Here is a 17,453-nt window from a genome sequence, read left to right as displayed (position 1 = left end):
GGAGACATCATGACATCCGCATCATTTACGTTCCGTTTCAGCGAAAAAGTGCTTCCGCCGCCAGCTTGCTGCTGCCCTTGCGCGTGCGTTCTTCCTCAAGCCGGGTGATTTCCGCCCGCAGGATGCCGATGCGCTCGTCCAGCTCGGCGACGGAAAGCAGAGAAAGTTCCTGCCCGATCTCGTGGGCAACCCTGCGTTTCGGTTCCTCGTCGAAAAGTGACATCATGTCCTCCACTTGCCGCTTTGTGCTGAAAGGATACAGTCCACCCGCTTCGAATTGCAAATCATTCAAGCGAATCAACTGAAGGAGCTACCCATGGCCAGTAAAATTCCGACGACGATGACCGCGGTCGAGATCACCCAGCCGGGCGGTCCGCTGGTCCTCAAGCCGGGAAAGCGCGGCGTTCCGGAAGCAGGGCCGAATGAACTTCTGGTTCAGGTGCATGCGGCCGGCGTCAACCGGCCTGACGTGCTGCAGCGCCAGGGTTATTATCCGCCGCCACCCGGCGCATCGGACATTCCCGGCCTTGAAATTGCCGGCGACGTCGTTGCCGTGGGCAGCGGCGTTACGCGCTTCCGCGTGGGCGACCGGGTGACGGCACTGGTGGCAGGCGGCGGCTATGCCCAGTATTGCACCGTGCACGAGACCACGGCCCTGCCGATCCCGGCGGGATACGGGTTCATCGAAGCCGCCGCCCTGCCCGAGACCTTTTTCACCGTCTGGCACAATGTGTTCGAACGGGGCGGCCTGACGAGCGGCGAGACATTCCTCGTGCATGGCGGCACATCCGGCATCGGCACCACGGCGATCCAGCTTGCCAGCGCGTTCGGCGCCTATGTCATCACCACGGCCGGTTCCGACGACAAATGCGAAGCCTGCCTGAAACTTGGCGCCGACCGGGCGATCAACTACCGCACGCACGATTTTGTCGAGGCGGTGAAGGAGGCCACCGGCGGCAAGGGCGTCAACCTGACGCTCGATATGGTCGGCGGCGATTACACCGGGCGCAATTACGACGCTGCCGCCATCGACGGGCGGATCGTGCAGATTGCCCATCTCAATGGCGCAAAGGTCACGGTCGACATATCCAAAATCATGATCAAGCGGCTGACCCATACGGGATCGACCCTGCGGGCACGGCCGGTCGAGTTCAAGGCTGGTATTGCCCGGGAACTGGAGCTGAAAGTCTGGCCTCTCCTGGTGCAGCGCCGCGTCGCCCCGGTTATCGACATGGTCTATCCGTTCCACGAGGCGTGGCGGGCGCATGAGCGCATGGAGGAAGGCAAGCATGTCGGCAAGATCGTCCTCGACGTCAGCTGACAAGCGTCAAGCAAAAGGCCGCGCAGCAAGCGCGGCCTCCTGCAAACGTTGCGGACGGCTCAGTTTGCCGCGCTGACCTTGCCGATGCCGAAGAACAGCGTTTCGCCGGACGAGCCGTCGACGCCGTCATTGTCGGTGACCGCAAAGCCATTGCCGGCGACATCGACGGTAAAGCCTTCCAGCTTGTCGACGACATAACCATTCGTGCTCTTCAAGTCGGCGATGAAGTCGCGTGCCAGCGTCTTCTCGACAACCGGCAGCTTTTCGCCGAGCTTTGCCGGTTTCAGGCCGTCCAGCGCCACGCGATAGAGCTTCTTGTTGACCGCCTTGTCGCCGATCAGATTGTCGCGTTCGACGATGTAGAGCTGGCCGTCATGGGCGGTGATTTCGGAAAGACCGACCCAGCCGTCGCCGCTCTTCTTGTCCAGCGGATAGGAGACGGCACCCCAGCTCTTGTCCTTGACGTTGTAGCTCAGGAGCTTGACGAAGCCTTTTTCGTCATCCTTCCATTCCCGCTGCACGGCCATCCACAGAACGGTGGCATCGCCTTCGCCGACGCGGGTGATCCCTTCCAGCCCGAAACGGGTCTGATGCGGCAGCAGCTCTTCGGGAAGCGCGATTTCCTTCTTGATCTCGCCCTTCTCGTTGACGTTGAAGATCGCATGCGGCACCAGCTTGGACTGATCGCCCTCATTGGCAAGCCAGAAGCCGCCCGCGCCATCGGTGGTGATGCCCTCGAGATCGAGCTTCTGGGCCGGCTGGCCGCCGCGTGTGACCACCAGTGCCCGGGTGATCTTTGCCGGCGTCTGCCTGGCATCAATGGTGAAGATGGTGGGCGCGGCCGAATAGAACGAGTCCGAGACCGCATAGAGCTTGCCCGGTTCCTTCAGGTCTGCGACCAGGCCCGACAGGGCACCCCAGCCCAGCGGCGTGCCATCATCCTTCGACGCCGACACGATCTTCGGATAGGCCGGTTCCTGGTCCTTCAGCTCATAGATCATGACATGGGAGCGCGCGCCGCCATCCGCAACCAGATCGGATTCATTGGCGGTGACAAACAGATTGCGCGAGGGAATGGCAAGAATGCCTTCCGGGGCGATGCCCGATGGCAGGAGCTGCACGAATTCCGGGTCCTTGCCGGTATCCTTGTAGACGCCGACGACGGAAGCGCGCTCGCTGGCAACGAAGATGTAGTTCGTATCGCCGTATTGCGCGACTTCGGCGCCTTCGAGTTCCACGCCCTTCTTGTTGCGCTTGTCGGGATAGTGACCGGCTGCCGCAATCCTGTGTTCCAGCGAGGGGCCGGATTCATAGAGAACCTTGCCATCCGTGGAGAAGATCGTGAAGCTGCGCGAACCGCCCTTGTAGTCGCCTTCATTGGCTGTGAGAATGCGGTCATTACCCAGCCATTTCACGGTATCCGGCTCGCGCAGGACACCCTTCATGCTGCCATCAAACTTCAGCGCGCCGTCGTTCTTGACGTCGATCTTGTCGAGATCGACCGTGCCGGCGGAGAAATGCGAGGTGATCTTGCCGCTGGCCGCATCGATGATCGCGATATGGTTGTTTTCCTGCAGGGTAACGGCGATCTGGTTGTTGGCGTTGATCGACACGAATTCCGGCTCGGCATCCTCCGGGGCGATGTCGGCGAGGCCGGTCAGAACGACGGTCCTCATGCTTGTGCAATCGGGCGCGCCGTTCTTCAGCGAGAAAATCTTGAGATCGCCGGAGGGAAGCTGCGGCAGCTCGCCATCATTGAGCTTTTCGTCGCGCTCGTTTTCGATGGCAACGGCGGCAATGGTCCTGTCGGGGGAGACGGCGACCGAGTCCGGCTGACCGCCGAGATCGCAGCTCGTCAGCACCGTGCGCGATGCAAGGTCGATCACGTCAAGCCGGCCGGAGGGATTCTTGTGATCCTTGGAGGTATTGACCGCAGCCAGCACCATGGCGCCGGCAACCGCAACGGAGGTCGGCTCACCTTCGACCTTCAGCAGGCCGGCGGCCTTGGGCCTGGCGGCATCGCTGATATCGATGAAGCCGATGGCGCCGTAGGGGCTGTCGGAATAGACCAGCGTCTTGCCGTCTTCCGAGGCCGTGATGATTTCCGACGATGTCGGCTTTGACTTGTCTGCATCCTTGGGCAGATTGTCAGCAACCGGGAAGCTGGCGATCCGATTGAAAACCGGTTCGGCGGCGGCTGGCAGGGCGACGGAAGCGACCAGGGCGGTCCACAGTCCGATGCAAAGGGTTTTGCGCGGCATTGTTGAATCTCCTCTTGTTTACAAGGGATCAGTTGCCCGCGGGCGTTGCAGCGGCATGACAATTTCATGACAGTTTGGTGAAACCGGTAATTGCATTCGGTTGCGACGAAAACCGATTCTTGCCCAATCGAGAATTTACCGCTATATAACGCCTCGAATTCCCGGAAATTGTGGTTGAACCCACGTCCCGCCTCACCGGAGCGGACGAACGAGAGGACTATATTCAATGGCCACCCAGCTTCTCATGCCAAAGGCAACGGCCGTCTGGCTTGTCGACAACACCGCTCTGTCTTTTGACCAGATTGCCGCCTTCTGCAAACTGCACCCGCTTGAGGTGAAAGCGATTGCCGACGGTGAATCGGCCCAGGGCATCAAGGGACTGGATCCGCTGATGACCGGCCAGCTGTCGCGTGAGGAAATCGCCAGGGGCGAAGCCGACATCAATCACAAGTTGAAGATTCTCGAGCCGAAGGTGCGCGTGCCGGAAGCCAAGCGCAAGGGACCGCGCTACACGCCGCTGTCCAAGCGCCAGGATCGCCCCAACGCCATCCTGTGGCTGGTGCGCAACCATCCGGAACTGAAGGATGCGCAGGTTTCGCGCCTCATCGGCACGACAAAGTCGACCATCGAGCAGATCCGCAACCGCACCCACTGGAATTCCAACAATCTCCAGCCGATGGACCCGGTCACCCTCGGCCTGTGCTCGCAGATCGACCTTGACCTCGAGGTCGAGCGTTCTTCCCGCAACCGCCCGGTCCAGCCCGGCGAAGGCGGCGATACATTGCTGCCGGCGTCGGCCACGGAAAACCTGGATATCCAGCCAGCTGTCCGCGAAGAGGACGAAGAGCTCGATGCGGACAAGGTTTTCGCCAAACTTTCCTCGCTCAAGGGCCGCAACACGGACGAAGACGAGGAAGAATAAGCCATTTGATTGCCTTGACGGGTAGTCCCTGAATCGAGAAAGCTCCTCCTCCGGTGGAGCTTTTTTCTTTTACGGGAGATACAGCCTTGCTGCCGACATTCGAGACGGAACGGCTTTTCCTGCGCCCGCGCACCATGGCTGATCTGGAAGACTGCATGGCCATGGATCGCGATCCGGAGGTGACCCGGTTCATACCGGGGCCCTGGACGAATCCCGATGCGCATCGCCGTTTCATCACCGCGCGCATGGAGGCGGATTTCGGCCCGGATCTCGGTTATTGGTCGATCTTTGCGCGCGACCAGCCGCAACGGTTTCTTGGCTGGGTCCTATTGATCCCGGACGATGCGGTGGGGCCGGACATTGAAATCGGCTGGCGGCTCAATCGCCACGCCTGGGGCAAGGGCTATGCGACGGAGGCTGCCCGGCCGCTCGTCGTGCACGCCTTCGGGCAGGCTGGCATCAAGCGCATCGTTGCCGCAATCCATCCGGACAATGCGGCGTCCATTCGTGTGGCGCAAAAGATCGGCCTCACAGCCACGCACGACGGCGCCCCATACAGATACTTTGCCTTGAACCGGGAGGATTTTGCCGCCCCGCTCATGACGGGCCAGGCAGCTCGTTAAGACGCCTTCTTGGCATCGGGTGCTTCGCTGAGTTCCATCCGCCGATAGAAATCGGCCAGCGTCTTGCCGCGCTCCTGCCGGAAGATGCGCTGGGCCTTCTCGGCCCTGGTGATCCGGTCGATGCGGAACGTGCGGAAATCATTGCGCAATTCGCACCAGCTGATGACGGTCCAGACCTTGCCCCAGAACCACAGTCCGAGCGGCCTGATGTCCCGCATGCTTTCCTTGCCGTCCATGTCCTTGTAGGCCACCGACAGCACCTGGCACTGGTCCGCCGCATTCTCGGCAAGATCGATCATCGCCCGGTCATGGCTGCTGATATTGGTTCCGGACGAATGAATATGCGTGTTGGCAATGCGCGGGCGATCATCCTTGGGCAGAACAGCCCCGATCTTGATGATGGCTTCTTCCGCTGCACGCGCCATGGAGGCACCGCCCCAGGCCGTTATCAGCCGGGCGCCGGCAACCAGCGCGACCACCTCGTCGCGCGTGAACATCAGCGGCGGCAGGTCAAAGCCTTCCCGCAGGATATAGCCCACCCCCGCCTCGCCGTCGATCGGCACGCCGGTCGACTGGAGGTCGGCAATATCGCGATAGATGGTGCGCTCGGACACTTCGAGCTTTTCCGCCAGCTGGCGCGCGGTAACCAGCCGCCCGCCCCGGAGTTTCTGTACGATCTGAAAGAGACGATCTGCACGCCGCATGCTGCTTAATCCTTCAAGCCTGCCTGGTACTCGCGCGCAATAAAGCTGCGCATCCCGGCAATCTGTTCCGCCTGCTCCGGCAGGAACGCTTCGAGAAATTCCGTGGCAAAAGTCCCCGGCGCCGATCCGGCCGCGCTGACAATCTGCACGTCGCGCACCGCATGGGGCACGTCCTGATACAGCGAGGAACCGGCATAGTCGCCGATCTGAGACTGTATCCAGCCTGCACCGTTGCTGGTGTGTCTGCGCCCTTCAAAGACACCCGCGCGGGCAAGAGCCAGCGTCCCGCCGCAGATGCCGCCGACAATGCCGCCGCGTGACAAAACCGAATGCAGCAGGGGTGCAATGTCAGGAGCATCTTCCGACGGCCAGGTGTTGGCGCCGATCACCGCAACCGCATCCAGATCCGCGTTCTCCTGCGGATCAAGTCCGCGGTCCGGCACGAGATGCAATCCGCCAATGGACCTGAGGGGACCCGCCGTCGGGGCCAGAGCAACCGCCCGCACACCAAACCATTCGACGGCTGATCCGGAAAGCAGACCGAACTCCCAATCGGCAAACTCATCGATGAATACGAGGCCGATCGTCTTTTTCTGGTCCATCACGATGCTCCTTTTCGGCGTCACTGATCAGTATTCTAGCTTGAAATGTCCGTTTTGGCTCGTTTTTCCGGTTGCCGCATGGGCCGGACGCCGCGAACGGCCGGATTGGCGAACGGCGCCGGCATTGTCATTGCCGGCGGCGTCCTTCATTGAATTGCGCCGTGCCAGACGCTCCGCATAGGCATCGGGCCAGCCGATGTCCTTCAACAGATAGTCCGGGAGTGCGCTGACGGAGCGTTCAGTCCGCATTTCGTCACGCAGATGTGCATACCGCGACCACAGGCGGCTGACTGTTCCGACGATTCCAAAATCAACCATATTCATGACCCTGTCTCCTTTGCTTACGAAGACACTATCGCACACCCCTCCTGACAACCTTCTGTCAGGAGCCTGTCAGCAGGGGCGAGAAAGATGCGGGCGTGGATTTGACCGGGACAGGATCGTTTGGGGACGTTCAACCGGCGGGAATGCCGATACCCCTGGCGTTGAGCACGGCCTTGATCTCGTCGAGGATGGCGGGGTCGTCGATGGTGGCCGGCATGTTCCACGGCTCCTGATCGGCAATCTTCTGCATCGTCCCGCGCAGGATCTTACCGGAGCGGGTTTTCGGCAGCCGCTTGGCCGTCACCGCGATCTTGAAGGCGGCAACCGGGCCGATCCGCTCGCGGATCAGGGCGACGCATTCCTGCTCGATATCCGCCGCCGCCCGGGTGACGCCCGATTTGAGCACGATGAACCCGCAAGGAACCTGACCCTTCAGATGATCGGCAATGCCGATGACGGCGCATTCCGCCACATCCGGATGGCTTGACAGCACCTCCTCCATCGACCCCGTCGACAGGCGGTGTCCAGCGACATTGATGATGTCGTCGGTCCGGCTCATGATGTAGATATAGCCGTCTTCATCGATGATCCCCGCATCGGCGGTTTTGTAATAGCCGGGGAATTCCGCCATATAGGCCTCGCGGAACCGCTGGTCGGCGTTCCACAGCGTCGGCAGGCAGGCAGGCGGCAGGGGCAGCTTGACCACGATATTGCCCAGCTCGCCGCGCTTGACCGGGTGCCCGGCGTCATCCAGCACCTGCACGTCATAGCCGGGCATGGGCACGGTCGGCGACCCGTATTTGACCGGCAGCATGCCGAGGCCTGCCGGATTGGCGGCCATGGGCCAGCCGCTCTCCGTCTGCCACCAATGATCGATGACGGGGACGCCAAGCTTTTCCTCAGCCCATTTGATCGTATCCGTATCCGCGCGCTCACCCGCCAGAAACAGATATCGCAGCGAGGACAGATCATATTTGCCGATGAACTCGCCCTTCGGATCTTCCTTCTTGATGGCGCGGAACGCTGTCGGCGCGGTGAACAGCACCTTGACCTTGTGGTCGGCAATCACCCGCCAGAATGTGCCGGCATCGGGTGTTCCCACCGGCTTGCCTTCGAACAGGACGCTTGTCGCGCCGATGAACAGCGGCGCATAGGCGATATAGGAGTGGCCGACCGCCCAGCCGATATCGGAGGCAGCCCAGAACACCTCGCCCGCAGCCGTGTCGTAGACCGCGCCCATCGACCATGCCAGCGCAACGAGATGGCCGCCATTGTCGCGCACCACGCCCTTGGGCTGGCCCGTGGTGCCCGAGGTATAGAGGATGTAAAGCGGGTCCGTTGCCTTGACGCGCGCGCAGGGGACTTTCCGCCCGCTGGCGGCAGCGGCAGCGACAGCTGCGGCGTAGTCGATATCGCGCCCGGCCACCAGTTCGTGCGGCTGTTGCGGACGCACGAGAATGAGGCAGGAGGCAACCTTGTGCGCCGCCTGCTCGATGGCCTTGTCCAGCATCGGCTTGTAGGCCACCACCCGGCCCGGTTCGAGGCCGCAGGAGGTGGCAATGATCATCACCGGCTTGGCATCGTCGATGCGGGTGGCCAGCTCGTGGGCGGCAAACCCGCCGAAAACAACGGAATGCACCGCGCCGATGCGCGCGCAGGCCAGCATCGCCACCACGGCTTCCGGCACCATCGCCATGTAGATGATGACGCGGTCGCCCCTGGCGACGCCCCTGTCGGTCAGCACCGCCGCCAGCGCGTTCACCTCGTCGAGCAAGGCGGCATAGGTGATCTTGCGTCCCGTGCCGGTCACCGCGCTGTCATAGATCAGGGCGACCTGATCACCCCGGCCGCGCTCCACGTGACGGTCGACGGCGTTATAGCAGGTGTTGCACTCCGCTCCCGGATACCAGCGGCCATAGGGTTGATGCGTGGCATCGAAGACCTGTTCCCACGGCCGCGACCAGTCGATGGCCTCGGCGGCCTTGGCCCAAAATCCCTCCGGATCGGACTGCCAATCCCGGTAGACCTGTGCATAGCGTGATGTCATGAATATCCTCCCAGATGGCGTACCTTCCCCAATGTGCGCCCCGGAGTCAAAGGCCGATTTGACAATTGGCGCGGGATCACACACTTGTCGAATCCCCACTCACCCGTTCCCCTCAAGCGGCAGGCTTTGTAACGACGATGCTCAAGATTCTGCCGCTGCTGCTGATCCTCCTGATGGCGCTGCACCTGATCAAGCCATTGGGCTGGCCCGGCATGAAGAAGCGCGGGGATTTCTGGAAAATCGCCGCCGGAGCGATATTTGCGATGCTGGTGGTCGTGGTGCTGAGCCACAGCGGGTTATGAGTTTTGTTCCCTTGCATGACAACACCACGCCCATTCAAACTGGGTTTGCCTCTTCACTCTGCAAAACTGTCATGCCGTGGTTCGACAGGCTCACCATGAGGGAGGTTGTATGGGCTGCAAGGCCAATCGGAAACGTTGCAGGATGGAACTCCCTGCAATCCTCGCACTCCCTCATGGTGAGCCTGTCGAACCACGCACGATGGGAATGCCAGCTTCCAGTATGTTTGCCAATGGCAAGCCTCGAGTCCGTCAGGTCACTCATCCAAGAGAAGAGACAGCAACGCTGCGGGCTCGACGTCAAGCGCATCGGCAATGCGTTCAATAACCTTTATGGTCGGATTCCTGTGTCCGGACTCGATCCCGCTCACATAGGTGGGATGCAGATGTGCCCGATCAGCAAACTCTTCTTGTGAGAGTCCGCGTTTTTTACGCCAGTATCGTACGTTTTGGCCAAATTTCTTCTCAAGATTCATTGCATCAACGGGCAATGAACGATATGAGAATACCATAGACTATGAGTAAAGTTTTTAGCCCGAATTATTTGAAGCGCAGGAGTGCGCAATGCAAGATTACAACTTCTGGCAAGATTTTTTTGACACGTACCAATCGCTGTCCGATTGGTTGAAAGTGCTGTGGCTCGTCGTTCCGCCTGCTTTCGTATTAGGGCTGGTGGCGCTGACACTGTGGTTTCGTATCGAACGCAGCCCGTCGGACCACAGCCGAGAAGGCGAGCTGGTCTATTCGATCCATCGCGATACCGACAATCGCGTTCATATCGTCAGCCACATGCCGCAGACCGGCCGGATCGCGCCGCTGCTCCTGCTCGATTCTGCCGCTGCGGATGAAATTAGCCCGCCGCCTTCTCGCCATTCGGAAGATTAAGCACATAGGGCACGAGATGTTTCGCCCAGGCGTCGTAGCCGTGGGCGGAGGCATGGAAACCGTCGCTGGAAAAGCCTTCCGGCCCTTCCACCGGTAGGCGCGGCGCCGCTATTGCCGAACGTTCGCGGCAGAGCCGCTCGCCCATGGCGTTGATGGCACTGGCCCGCCCCTCCAGAATGCGCCCGAGCAGCGGCGGCATCGCCGGCACGTCGCGGAAATCGATGACCGGCGACCAGACGACCGAGGTCTCCGGCCACTTTGCCTTCAGTGCATAGAGCAGCCCGCCGAATTCCCTTTTGAAACGGGCGACAGAGTGGAAATTCTTGGTGTCGTTGGTGCCGGTCGTCAGAACGATATGGGTCCACATGCCCCGCTCGATATTGGGCACCACATGATCGCGCAGCTGGCCTGACGTGGCGGAATTGAACCCGGCGGCGCGCCAGATGATCTTGCGTCCCGTCCGTCCCTGCAGGTGCACGGCAAGCCGCACACAGAGACTTTGCCAGACATCGCTCACCCCGACACCGGCCGCGGAGGAATCGCCCAGCACCAGCAGGCGGATGGCCGGCTCCTTGCCTGCGATCTCGCCCACGGGAAAGGCTGGCGGCGGCAGCATGCGTTCGGTCTTCAGCCGCACGGCAATGCCCTGCCACGCATAGACCGGAAACAGCAGCCAGCTGACAAGCGGATGGAAAGCCGATGGTTTGGTCAAACGGTCCTCACAGCACACAAAAAACCCGGACCTGATTCCGGCCCGGGCTCTATGAGAGCTGTTTTTGTATAAAAAACGCTTAAGCGGCCTTTTCCAGGTCCTTTTTCCAGCCGCCGGTTGCGGCAAGGCTGTTCATTTTGGCACGGTGCGTGAAGGCACGCTGACCGGCTGCAACATTTTCCGACTTGCCGTTCCAGGCGCTCAACGCAGCAGCCTGCAGGGCGCGGCCATAGGAGAATGTCAGCTTCCACGGCAGGCCATGGGCGGCATTCATCGCCGAGAGATGCGCCGTTGCTTCTTCGTCCGACTGGCCGCCGGAGAGGAAGGCAATGCCGGGCACGGCGGATGGAACCGTCGACTTCAAGACACGCAGGGTCTGCTCGGCAACCTGTTCAACCGACGCCTTGCGGGCATTCTTGCCGTCGATGACCATGTTCGGCTTGAGGATCATGCCTTCCAGCACGACGCGGGCATCGTAGAGTTCGGTGAAAACGGTCTTCAACACCCATTCGGTCACATCGTAGCAGCGCTCGATCGTGTGGGTGCCCGGCTTGCCGTCCATCAGCACTTCCGGTTCGACGATCGGCACGATGCCGGCTTCCTGGCAAAGGGCGGCATAACGGGCCAGAGCCTGTGCATTCTGCTTGACCGCACCCCAGCTTGGCAGGGCATCGGAAATATTGATGACGCCGCGCCATTTGGCAAAGCGCGCACCCAGCTTGTAATATTCAGCCAGCCGCTCACGCAGCCCATCAAGGCCTTCCGTGATGGTCTCGTCGGCAAAACCAGCGAGGTTCTTGGCACCGGCATCGACCTTGATGCCCGGAATGCTGCCGGCGGCTTTCAGGATCTGCACGAAAGGCGTGCCGTCCTTGGCGTTCTGACGCAGGGTTTCATCGTAAAGAATGACGCCGGAGATGTAGTTCTTCATGGCATCGTCCGAGCGGAACAGCATTTCGCGATAGTCGCGGCGGCTATCGGCTGTCGATTCCAGCCCAATCGTATCGAACCGCTTCTTGATCGTTGCGGTACTTTCATCCGCAGCAAGCAGGCCCTTGCCGCTGGCAACCATTGCAATCGCGATATCTTCCAGGCGTTCGCTCATAGATCATGCACTCCGTTTCTAGTGGTCTGGCCCATACCAGAAGCTCATATCAAACGGAATGGCAGTTCAAGCCTTTGAAACGATTGAAATTTTTTCAACCGATTTAACAGGATAACATTTTCTGTTCTTCGTTAATCCGGGGCCCCGCAAGGACCCCGGATCACGCCTTGAACAGGCCATCAGCGCTTGAGGACATCGACGCCCGGAAGCGGCTTGCCTTCCATCCATTCGAGGAAGGCGCCGCCTGCGGTCGACACATAGGTCAGATCATCGGCAATGCCCGCATGGTTGAGCGCCGCGACCGTGTCGCCGCCGCCGGCAACCGAAACCAGATGGCCCGACCTGGTGCGCTCGGCCACATGCCGCGCCGCTGCAACGGTTGCCTTGTCGAACGGTGTCAGCTCGAACGCGCCCAGCGGACCGTTCCACACCAGCGTTGCCGCATCGTCGATGGCACCCTTGATGCGCTCGATCGACTGCGGCCCGACATCGAGGATCATGCCATCCTCGGGAATGGCATCCAGACCATAGGCATGGAACGGTGCATTGGCTTCGAAATGCCAGGCAACGATGGCGTCGACCGGCAGGATGATGGTGCAGTTGGCCGCCTGCGCCTTGGCCATGATCTCGCGGGCCGTGTCGGCGAGGTCATGCTCGCACAGCGATTTGCCGACCTTGACGCCCTGCGCCGCCAGGAATGTATTGGCCATGCCGCCGCCGATCACCAGCGCATCGACCTTCTCGACGAGATTGCCGAGGAGATCGAGCTTGGACGACACCTTGGCACCGCCGACAACCGCAACCACCGGACGCTTCGGATTGCCGAGGCCGCTTTCCAGCGCTTCGAGCTCCGCCTGCATGGTACGGCCCGCATAGGCCGGCAGCACATGCGCCAGACCCTCTGTCGAGGCGTGGGCGCGGTGCGCGGCAGAAAACGCGTCATTGACGTAGATATCGCCATTGGCGGCCAGTGCCTTGACATAGGCCGGATCGTTCTTTTCCTCGCCCTTGTGGAAACGGGTGTTTTCCAGAAGCAGGATATCGCCGTTCCCGAGCTTGGCGACGGCTTCGGCCGCCTTACCGCCGATGCTGTCCTCGGCGAAATGCACGTTCTGGCCGATCACCTTGGCAACCGCATGCGCGATGGGCTTCAGGCTGAATTCCGGCGTGGGCCCATCCTTCGGACGGCCGAAATGCGCGAGCAGGATGACCTTGGCGCCCTTTTTCGACAATTCAAGGATGGTGGGAGCGACACGCTCGATCCGGGTGGCATCGGTCACGTGGCCATTGGCAACCGGTACGTTGAGGTCGACGCGCAGAAGAACGCGTTTTCCCGCAACATCGGCATCATCGAGTGTCTTGAAAGCTGGCATGGTGATTACCCCTCATCTGAATTTGCCAGCACCCCCCTCTGGGCTACCGCCCATCTCCCCCACGAGGGGGGAGATCACATTGGCATTGGTGTTATCGCTCATCGTCACATTCGATGATGTGCATCAACAAATCTGAAAGCTGATCTCCCCCCTTGTGGGGGAGATGTCCGGCAGGACAGAGGGGGGTGTAAACGCCTGCCGTTCAACTCACATCGGAGCAAGCGTCTCAGATGACCTTGCTGAACGCGACGGCCGTGTCGGCCATGCGGTTCGAGAAGCCCCACTCATTGTCGTACCACGACAGGACGCGCACGAATGTTCCTTCCATGACCTTGGTCTGGTCGAGATGGAACACGGATGAATGCGGGTCGTGGTTGAAGTCGATCGAGACATTCGGAGCGTCGGTATAGCCAAGGATACCCTTCAGCTTGCCGTTGGCGGCAGACTTGATGGCATCGTTGATTTCGGCGACCGTCGTCGCGCGCTTGGCAACGAACTTGAAGTCCACAACCGAGACATTGGGCGTCGGGACGCGGATCGAGCTGCCGTCGAGCTTGCCGTTGAGTTCCGGCAGGACGAGACCGACAGCCTTGGCGGCACCGGTCGATGTCGGGATCATCGACAGCGCAGCCGCACGGCCGCGATAGAGATCCTTGTGCATGGTGTCGAGCGTCGGCTGGTCGCCGGTATAGCTGTGGATCGTGGTCATGAAACCATGATCGATGCCGACAGCTTCGTTGAGCACAAATGCAACCGGGGCAAGGCAGTTGGTGGTGCAGGATGCATTCGAAATGACCAGGTGTTCCTTGGTCAGCTTGTGATGGTTCACACCGAACACAACCGTCAGGTCGGCACCGTCAGCAGGCGCCGACACGATGACGCGCTTGGCGCCGGCTTCAAGATGGGCTGCCGCCTTATCACGCGCCGTGAAAATGCCGGTGCATTCCAGCGCAATATCAACGTTGAGCTCTTTCCACGGCAATTCTGCCGGGTTGCGCACGGCAGTGACCTTGATCGGGCCCTGGCCGACGTCGATGGTATCGCCGGAAACCGTTACAGTGCCGGGGAAACGGCCGTGCACGGAGTCGTAACGCATCAGGTGGGCATTGGTCTCGACCGGACCCAGATCGTTGATGCCGACAACCTTGATGTCGGTGCGGCCGGATTCGATAATGGCGCGAAGAACATTGCGGCCAATGCGGCCAAACCCGTTGATTGCAACGCGAACTGTCATTTTTTAGTTTCTCCTTGGGGGTAGTGAGGAGCCCTTGATGAATGGTGTGAAGCGGTAGATCCGCCGATTATTTCAACTTGCCTTCCGCCGCCGCGACGATGGCTTCCGCGGTGATGCCGAAATGCTTGTAAAGCTCTTCGATCGGGCCGCTGGCACCAAAACCGGTCATGCCGACAAAGATACCATCGAGGCCGATGAAACGGTCCCAGCCGAGGCGGATCGCAGCTTCCACCGCAACCTTGACCGGAGCATCGCCGATCAGCGCGCGCTTGTAGTCTTCGCTCTGCTGTTCGAAGAGTTCAAAGCAGGGCACGGAAACGACGCGGGCCGGATGACCATCCTTTTCCAGCTGCGCACGGGCCGCCAGAGCAATTTCGACTTCCGAACCGGTCGCGAAAATCGTCACCGCAGCCTTGCCGCTGGCCGGAGCCAGTTCATAGGCACCGTAGGCGCACTTGTTTTCGTCGACGTGGTCGGTACGGACCGTCGGCAGGTTCTGGCGTGTCAGCGCCAATGTCGACGGCGTCTTGCGGGATTTCAGCGCCAGTTCCCAGCATTCCACCGTCTCCACGGCATCCGCCGGACGGAACACGTAATTGTTCGGAATGGCGCGCAGGGCTGCCAGATGTTCGACCGGCTGGTGCGTCGGGCCATCTTCACCAAGACCGATGGAATCGTGCGTCATCACATAGATGACGCGGATGCCCATGAGGCTGGAAAGGCGCATGGCGCCGCGAGCATAGTCCGAGAAGGTCAGGAATGTGCCGGAATAGGGAATGAGGCCGCCATGCAGCGCCATGCCGTTCATCGCAGCGGCCATGCCATGCTCGCGGATGCCGTAATGCACATAACGCTGGCCGTAATCATCGGGGCTGATGTTCTGGGTCTGGCTGGTCTTGGTGTTGTTGGAACCGGTCAGATCGGCGGAACCGCCGATGGTTTCGGGAACGACACCGTTGATGACCTCAAGCGCCATTTCCGATGACTTGCGGGTCGCGACCTTCGGCTTGTCTTCCGAAAGCTTCTTCTTGTAGGCCGTGATCGTGGCTTCGAAATTGCCGGGCAGATCGCCGCGGATACGGCGCTCGAACTCCGAGCGGGTTTCCGCATCGGTCGCCGCAAGGCGCTGTTCCCATGCCGCACGCTCCTTGGCGGAGCGCTGACCGGAGGCGCGCCAGGTATCGAGAATGTCGGCAGGAACGACAAATGGCTCGGATGTCCAGCCGAGTGCCTTGCGTGCACCGGCGAGTTCTTCCGCACCGAGCGGCGAACCATGCACCTTGTTGGTGCCGGCCTTGGTCGGCGCACCGAAACCAATGGTCGTCTTGCAGGCGATCAGGGTCGGCTTGTCGGACTTGTGGGCCTTTTCGATCGCCGCAGCAATCGCATCCTGGTCATGACCGTCGACATTGATCGAGTTCCAGCCGGAAGCCTCGAAACGGGCGCACTGATCCGTATTGTCGGCCAGCGACACCGGGCCGTCGATGGAAATATTGTTGTGGTCCCAGAAAACGATGAGCTTGTTCAGCTTGAGATGACCGGCAAGCGCGAGGGCTTCCTGGCTGATGCCTTCCATGAGGCAGCCGTCACCGGCGATCACATAGGTATGGTGATCGACGAGCTTGTCGCCGTAATGGGCATTCATGATGCGTTCGGACAGTGCCATGCCCACGGCATTGGCCAGGCCCTGGCCGAGCGGGCCCGTGGTGGTTTCGATGCCGGCGGCGTGGCCATATTCGGGATGACCGGCCGTGCGCGAGCCGAGCTGGCGGAAATTCTTGATCTGGTCGATGGTGATGTCTTGGTAACCCGAGAGGTAAAGCACTGAATAGAGCAGCATCGAGCCATGTCCGGCGGAAAGGACAAAGCGATCGCGGTCGGGCCAATGCGGCGCCTTCGGATCGTGCTTGAGAAAACGGGTGTAAAGAACGGTCGCAATATCAGCTGCGCCCATGGGAAGACCGGGATGGCCGGAATTGGCCTTCTCCACTGCATCGGCCGACAGAAAGCGGATTGCATTGGCCATTTGGTTGGATTTATCAGAATTGGTCATGTGTACCGTCTTTCGAAGAGGATAGGAAATGCCGTTTCTGGACGCCGGTTCAGACAAGATCCAAAAGGCACGCGACACATAGCAGGTGTCATCAGGGAGTCAATAAAACCTAAGTCAAATTGAGGCGTTCGAAAAGCAGGCTCTTTCGTCGCAGACGCTTATTATCGGTGCATGACTGGACTGTGACAACGCGGATTGATTGACGCGACGTTGATGTGCCCTCTAGACTTCGGCGCATAAGCTGTTCTTCTTTTTGCGATTCGCGTAAAAGAGCGACACACAGGGGAAACGCGAAAATGGCACCGGAAGCCACCCTCAAGCAGGTTCTGGAACGATTGGCAAAAGCCTTGGCTCATCTCGAGGACGCGGTTGACATGCGCCTTGAGCAGGAGGGTGACTTTGCCGAAGCCGAGGAAGAAGTCCAGCGCATGAACATGGACCGGCGCAGGCTGGCCCAGGAGCTGGACGCATCGGAAGGACGTGCGGAACGTCTGGAAGCCGCCAACAAGGAAGTCTCCCGCCGTCTCGTAACGGCGATGGAATCCATTCGCACCGTACTGGACCGGTAATACCGCTATCAGCTGAAAGAGACGCCCATGGCCACTGTAACAGTTACGATTGACGGCAAAGCCTACCGGATGGCCTGTGACGAAGGCCAGGAACAGCATCTGACCGGTCTGGCCGAGCGGTTCGACCGTTACGTGACGCACCTCAAATCGTCGTTCGGTGAGATCGGCGACCTGCGCCTGACCGTGATGGCCGGCATCATGATCACGGACGAGCTGCATGAATTGCAGATGCGGGTGAAAGGGCTTGAAAACGAGGCGGACGCCCTGCGCAAGAGCCGCGATGAAGCCTTGCAGAGGGCGGACAAGAACGACACGGCCATTACCGGCGTTCTTTCCGAAGTCACCACGCGGATCGAAAACCTCGCTGCCAAGATTGCGCCCAAGGCGACCTGATCCTGCCGCGTTGGCTGAACAGGTGA

The 17,453-nt window shown here is 60.5% G+C and carries 19 protein-coding genes; 7 read left to right on the top strand and 12 right to left on the bottom strand.

Annotated features, from left to right (window positions below; translation table 11 throughout):
* Positions 1–37 precede the first annotated feature (37 nt).
* On the bottom strand, positions 38–223 hold the full coding sequence (locus ACZ25R_RS22985; RefSeq protein ID WP_105734400.1) for a DUF1192 domain-containing protein: 186 nt from the start codon (positions 221–223) through the stop codon (positions 38–40).
* A gap of 93 nt (positions 224–316) precedes the next feature.
* Between ACZ25R_RS22985 and ACZ25R_RS22980 the strand changes: the two genes are divergently transcribed.
* Positions 317–1,321: an NAD(P)H-quinone oxidoreductase gene (locus ACZ25R_RS22980; RefSeq protein WP_472462322.1), complete on the top strand. Its 1,005-nt coding sequence runs from the start codon at positions 317–319 to the stop codon at positions 1,319–1,321.
* Between the two features lie 59 nt (positions 1,322–1,380).
* Here ACZ25R_RS22980 and ACZ25R_RS22975 read toward each other — a convergent pair whose 3' ends face one another.
* Positions 1,381–3,582 carry an esterase-like activity of phytase family protein gene (locus ACZ25R_RS22975; RefSeq protein ID WP_472462321.1) on the bottom strand — a complete coding sequence of 734 codons (2,202 nt, stop codon included), beginning with the start codon at positions 3,580–3,582 and terminating at the stop codon, positions 1,381–1,383.
* Positions 3,583–3,808: 226 nt separating this feature from the next.
* Between ACZ25R_RS22975 and ACZ25R_RS22970 the strand changes: the two genes are divergently transcribed.
* Both ACZ25R_RS22970 and ACZ25R_RS22965 read left to right on the top strand, forming a co-directional pair.
* Positions 3,809–4,504, top strand: coding sequence for a DUF1013 domain-containing protein (locus ACZ25R_RS22970; RefSeq protein WP_223613702.1), 696 nt, complete (start codon positions 3,809–3,811; stop codon positions 4,502–4,504).
* Positions 4,505–4,590: 86 nt separating this feature from the next.
* The gene (locus tag ACZ25R_RS22965) at positions 4,591–5,127 is read left to right on the top strand and encodes a GNAT family N-acetyltransferase (protein WP_472462320.1); all 537 of its coding nucleotides are present in this window, start codon (positions 4,591–4,593) and stop codon (positions 5,125–5,127) included.
* Here ACZ25R_RS22965 and ACZ25R_RS22960 read toward each other — a convergent pair.
* The 4 genes from ACZ25R_RS22960 to ACZ25R_RS22945 all read right to left on the bottom strand — a co-directional run bounded on the left by ACZ25R_RS22960 (position 5,124) and on the right by ACZ25R_RS22945 (position 8,804).
* Positions 5,124–5,831: a helix-turn-helix transcriptional regulator gene (locus ACZ25R_RS22960; RefSeq protein ID WP_223613704.1), complete on the bottom strand. Its 708-nt coding sequence runs from the start codon at positions 5,829–5,831 to the stop codon at positions 5,124–5,126. The genes ACZ25R_RS22965 and ACZ25R_RS22960 overlap by 4 nt on opposite strands.
* Positions 5,832–5,836: 5 nt before the next feature.
* A complete protein-coding gene (locus ACZ25R_RS22955; protein WP_472462319.1) occupies positions 5,837–6,433 on the bottom strand; it encodes a DJ-1/PfpI family protein in 597 nt (198 codons plus the stop codon).
* A 27-nt stretch (positions 6,434–6,460) separates the two neighbouring features.
* On the bottom strand, positions 6,461–6,757 hold the full coding sequence (locus ACZ25R_RS22950; RefSeq protein ID WP_472462318.1) for a DUF1127 domain-containing protein: 297 nt from the start codon (positions 6,755–6,757) through the stop codon (positions 6,461–6,463).
* Positions 6,758–6,887: 130 nt separating this feature from the next.
* Positions 6,888–8,804 (bottom strand): propionyl-CoA synthetase, encoded by a 1,917-nt coding sequence (locus ACZ25R_RS22945; RefSeq protein WP_472462317.1) that lies wholly within the window; start codon positions 8,802–8,804, stop codon positions 6,888–6,890.
* 137 nt (positions 8,805–8,941) lie between these two features.
* On the opposite strand from ACZ25R_RS22945, the gene ACZ25R_RS22940 reads away from it, so the two are divergent.
* A complete protein-coding gene (locus tag ACZ25R_RS22940; RefSeq protein WP_223613708.1) occupies positions 8,942–9,106 on the top strand; it encodes a hypothetical protein in 165 nt (54 codons plus the stop codon).
* Positions 9,107–9,360: 254 nt separating this feature from the next.
* On the opposite strand, the gene ACZ25R_RS22935 is transcribed toward ACZ25R_RS22940, so the two are convergent.
* A complete protein-coding gene (locus ACZ25R_RS22935) occupies positions 9,361–9,579 on the bottom strand; it encodes a helix-turn-helix domain-containing protein (RefSeq protein WP_403180480.1) in 219 nt (72 codons plus the stop codon).
* An 88-nt stretch (positions 9,580–9,667) separates the two neighbouring features.
* On the opposite strand from ACZ25R_RS22935, the gene ACZ25R_RS22930 reads away from it, so the two are divergent.
* Entirely contained in the window at positions 9,668–9,988 is a 321-nt protein-coding gene (locus ACZ25R_RS22930; RefSeq protein ID WP_472462316.1) for a hypothetical protein, read from the top strand.
* Here ACZ25R_RS22930 and ACZ25R_RS22925 read toward each other — a convergent pair.
* The 5 genes from ACZ25R_RS22925 to tkt form a co-directional block, all read right to left on the bottom strand.
* Positions 9,954–10,700, bottom strand: a complete 747-nt coding sequence (locus tag ACZ25R_RS22925; RefSeq protein ID WP_472462315.1) for an SGNH/GDSL hydrolase family protein — start codon at positions 10,698–10,700, stop codon at positions 9,954–9,956. The two genes, ACZ25R_RS22930 and ACZ25R_RS22925, sit on opposite strands and share 35 nt — an antisense overlap.
* Positions 10,701–10,779: 79 nt before the next feature.
* The gene (locus ACZ25R_RS22920; protein ID WP_223613710.1) at positions 10,780–11,805 is read right to left on the bottom strand and encodes a class I fructose-bisphosphate aldolase; all 1,026 of its coding nucleotides are present in this window, start codon (positions 11,803–11,805) and stop codon (positions 10,780–10,782) included.
* 179 nt (positions 11,806–11,984) lie between these two features.
* Positions 11,985–13,178 carry a phosphoglycerate kinase gene (locus ACZ25R_RS22915; protein WP_472462314.1) on the bottom strand — a complete coding sequence of 398 codons (1,194 nt, stop codon included), beginning with the start codon at positions 13,176–13,178 and terminating at the stop codon, positions 11,985–11,987.
* Between the two features lie 226 nt (positions 13,179–13,404).
* The gene (gene gap, locus ACZ25R_RS22910; protein ID WP_105734389.1) at positions 13,405–14,412 is read right to left on the bottom strand and encodes a type I glyceraldehyde-3-phosphate dehydrogenase; all 1,008 of its coding nucleotides are present in this window, start codon (positions 14,410–14,412) and stop codon (positions 13,405–13,407) included.
* Positions 14,413–14,479: 67 nt separating this feature from the next.
* The gene (gene tkt, locus ACZ25R_RS22905; protein WP_472462313.1) at positions 14,480–16,465 is read right to left on the bottom strand and encodes a transketolase; all 1,986 of its coding nucleotides are present in this window, start codon (positions 16,463–16,465) and stop codon (positions 14,480–14,482) included.
* Between the two features lie 296 nt (positions 16,466–16,761).
* On the opposite strand from tkt, the gene ACZ25R_RS22900 reads away from it, so the two are divergent.
* The gene (locus ACZ25R_RS22900; protein WP_223613713.1) at positions 16,762–17,034 is read left to right on the top strand and encodes a DUF4164 domain-containing protein; all 273 of its coding nucleotides are present in this window, start codon (positions 16,762–16,764) and stop codon (positions 17,032–17,034) included.
* Positions 17,035–17,061: 27 nt separating this feature from the next.
* On the top strand, positions 17,062–17,427 hold the full coding sequence (locus ACZ25R_RS22895) for a cell division protein ZapA (protein ID WP_223613714.1): 366 nt from the start codon (positions 17,062–17,064) through the stop codon (positions 17,425–17,427).
* The last annotated feature ends 26 nt before the right edge of the window (positions 17,428–17,453 follow it).

The organism is Phyllobacterium sp. RCAM01083 (assembly GCF_055685835.1).
This window is presented reverse-complemented; position numbering and strand designations above follow the sequence as displayed.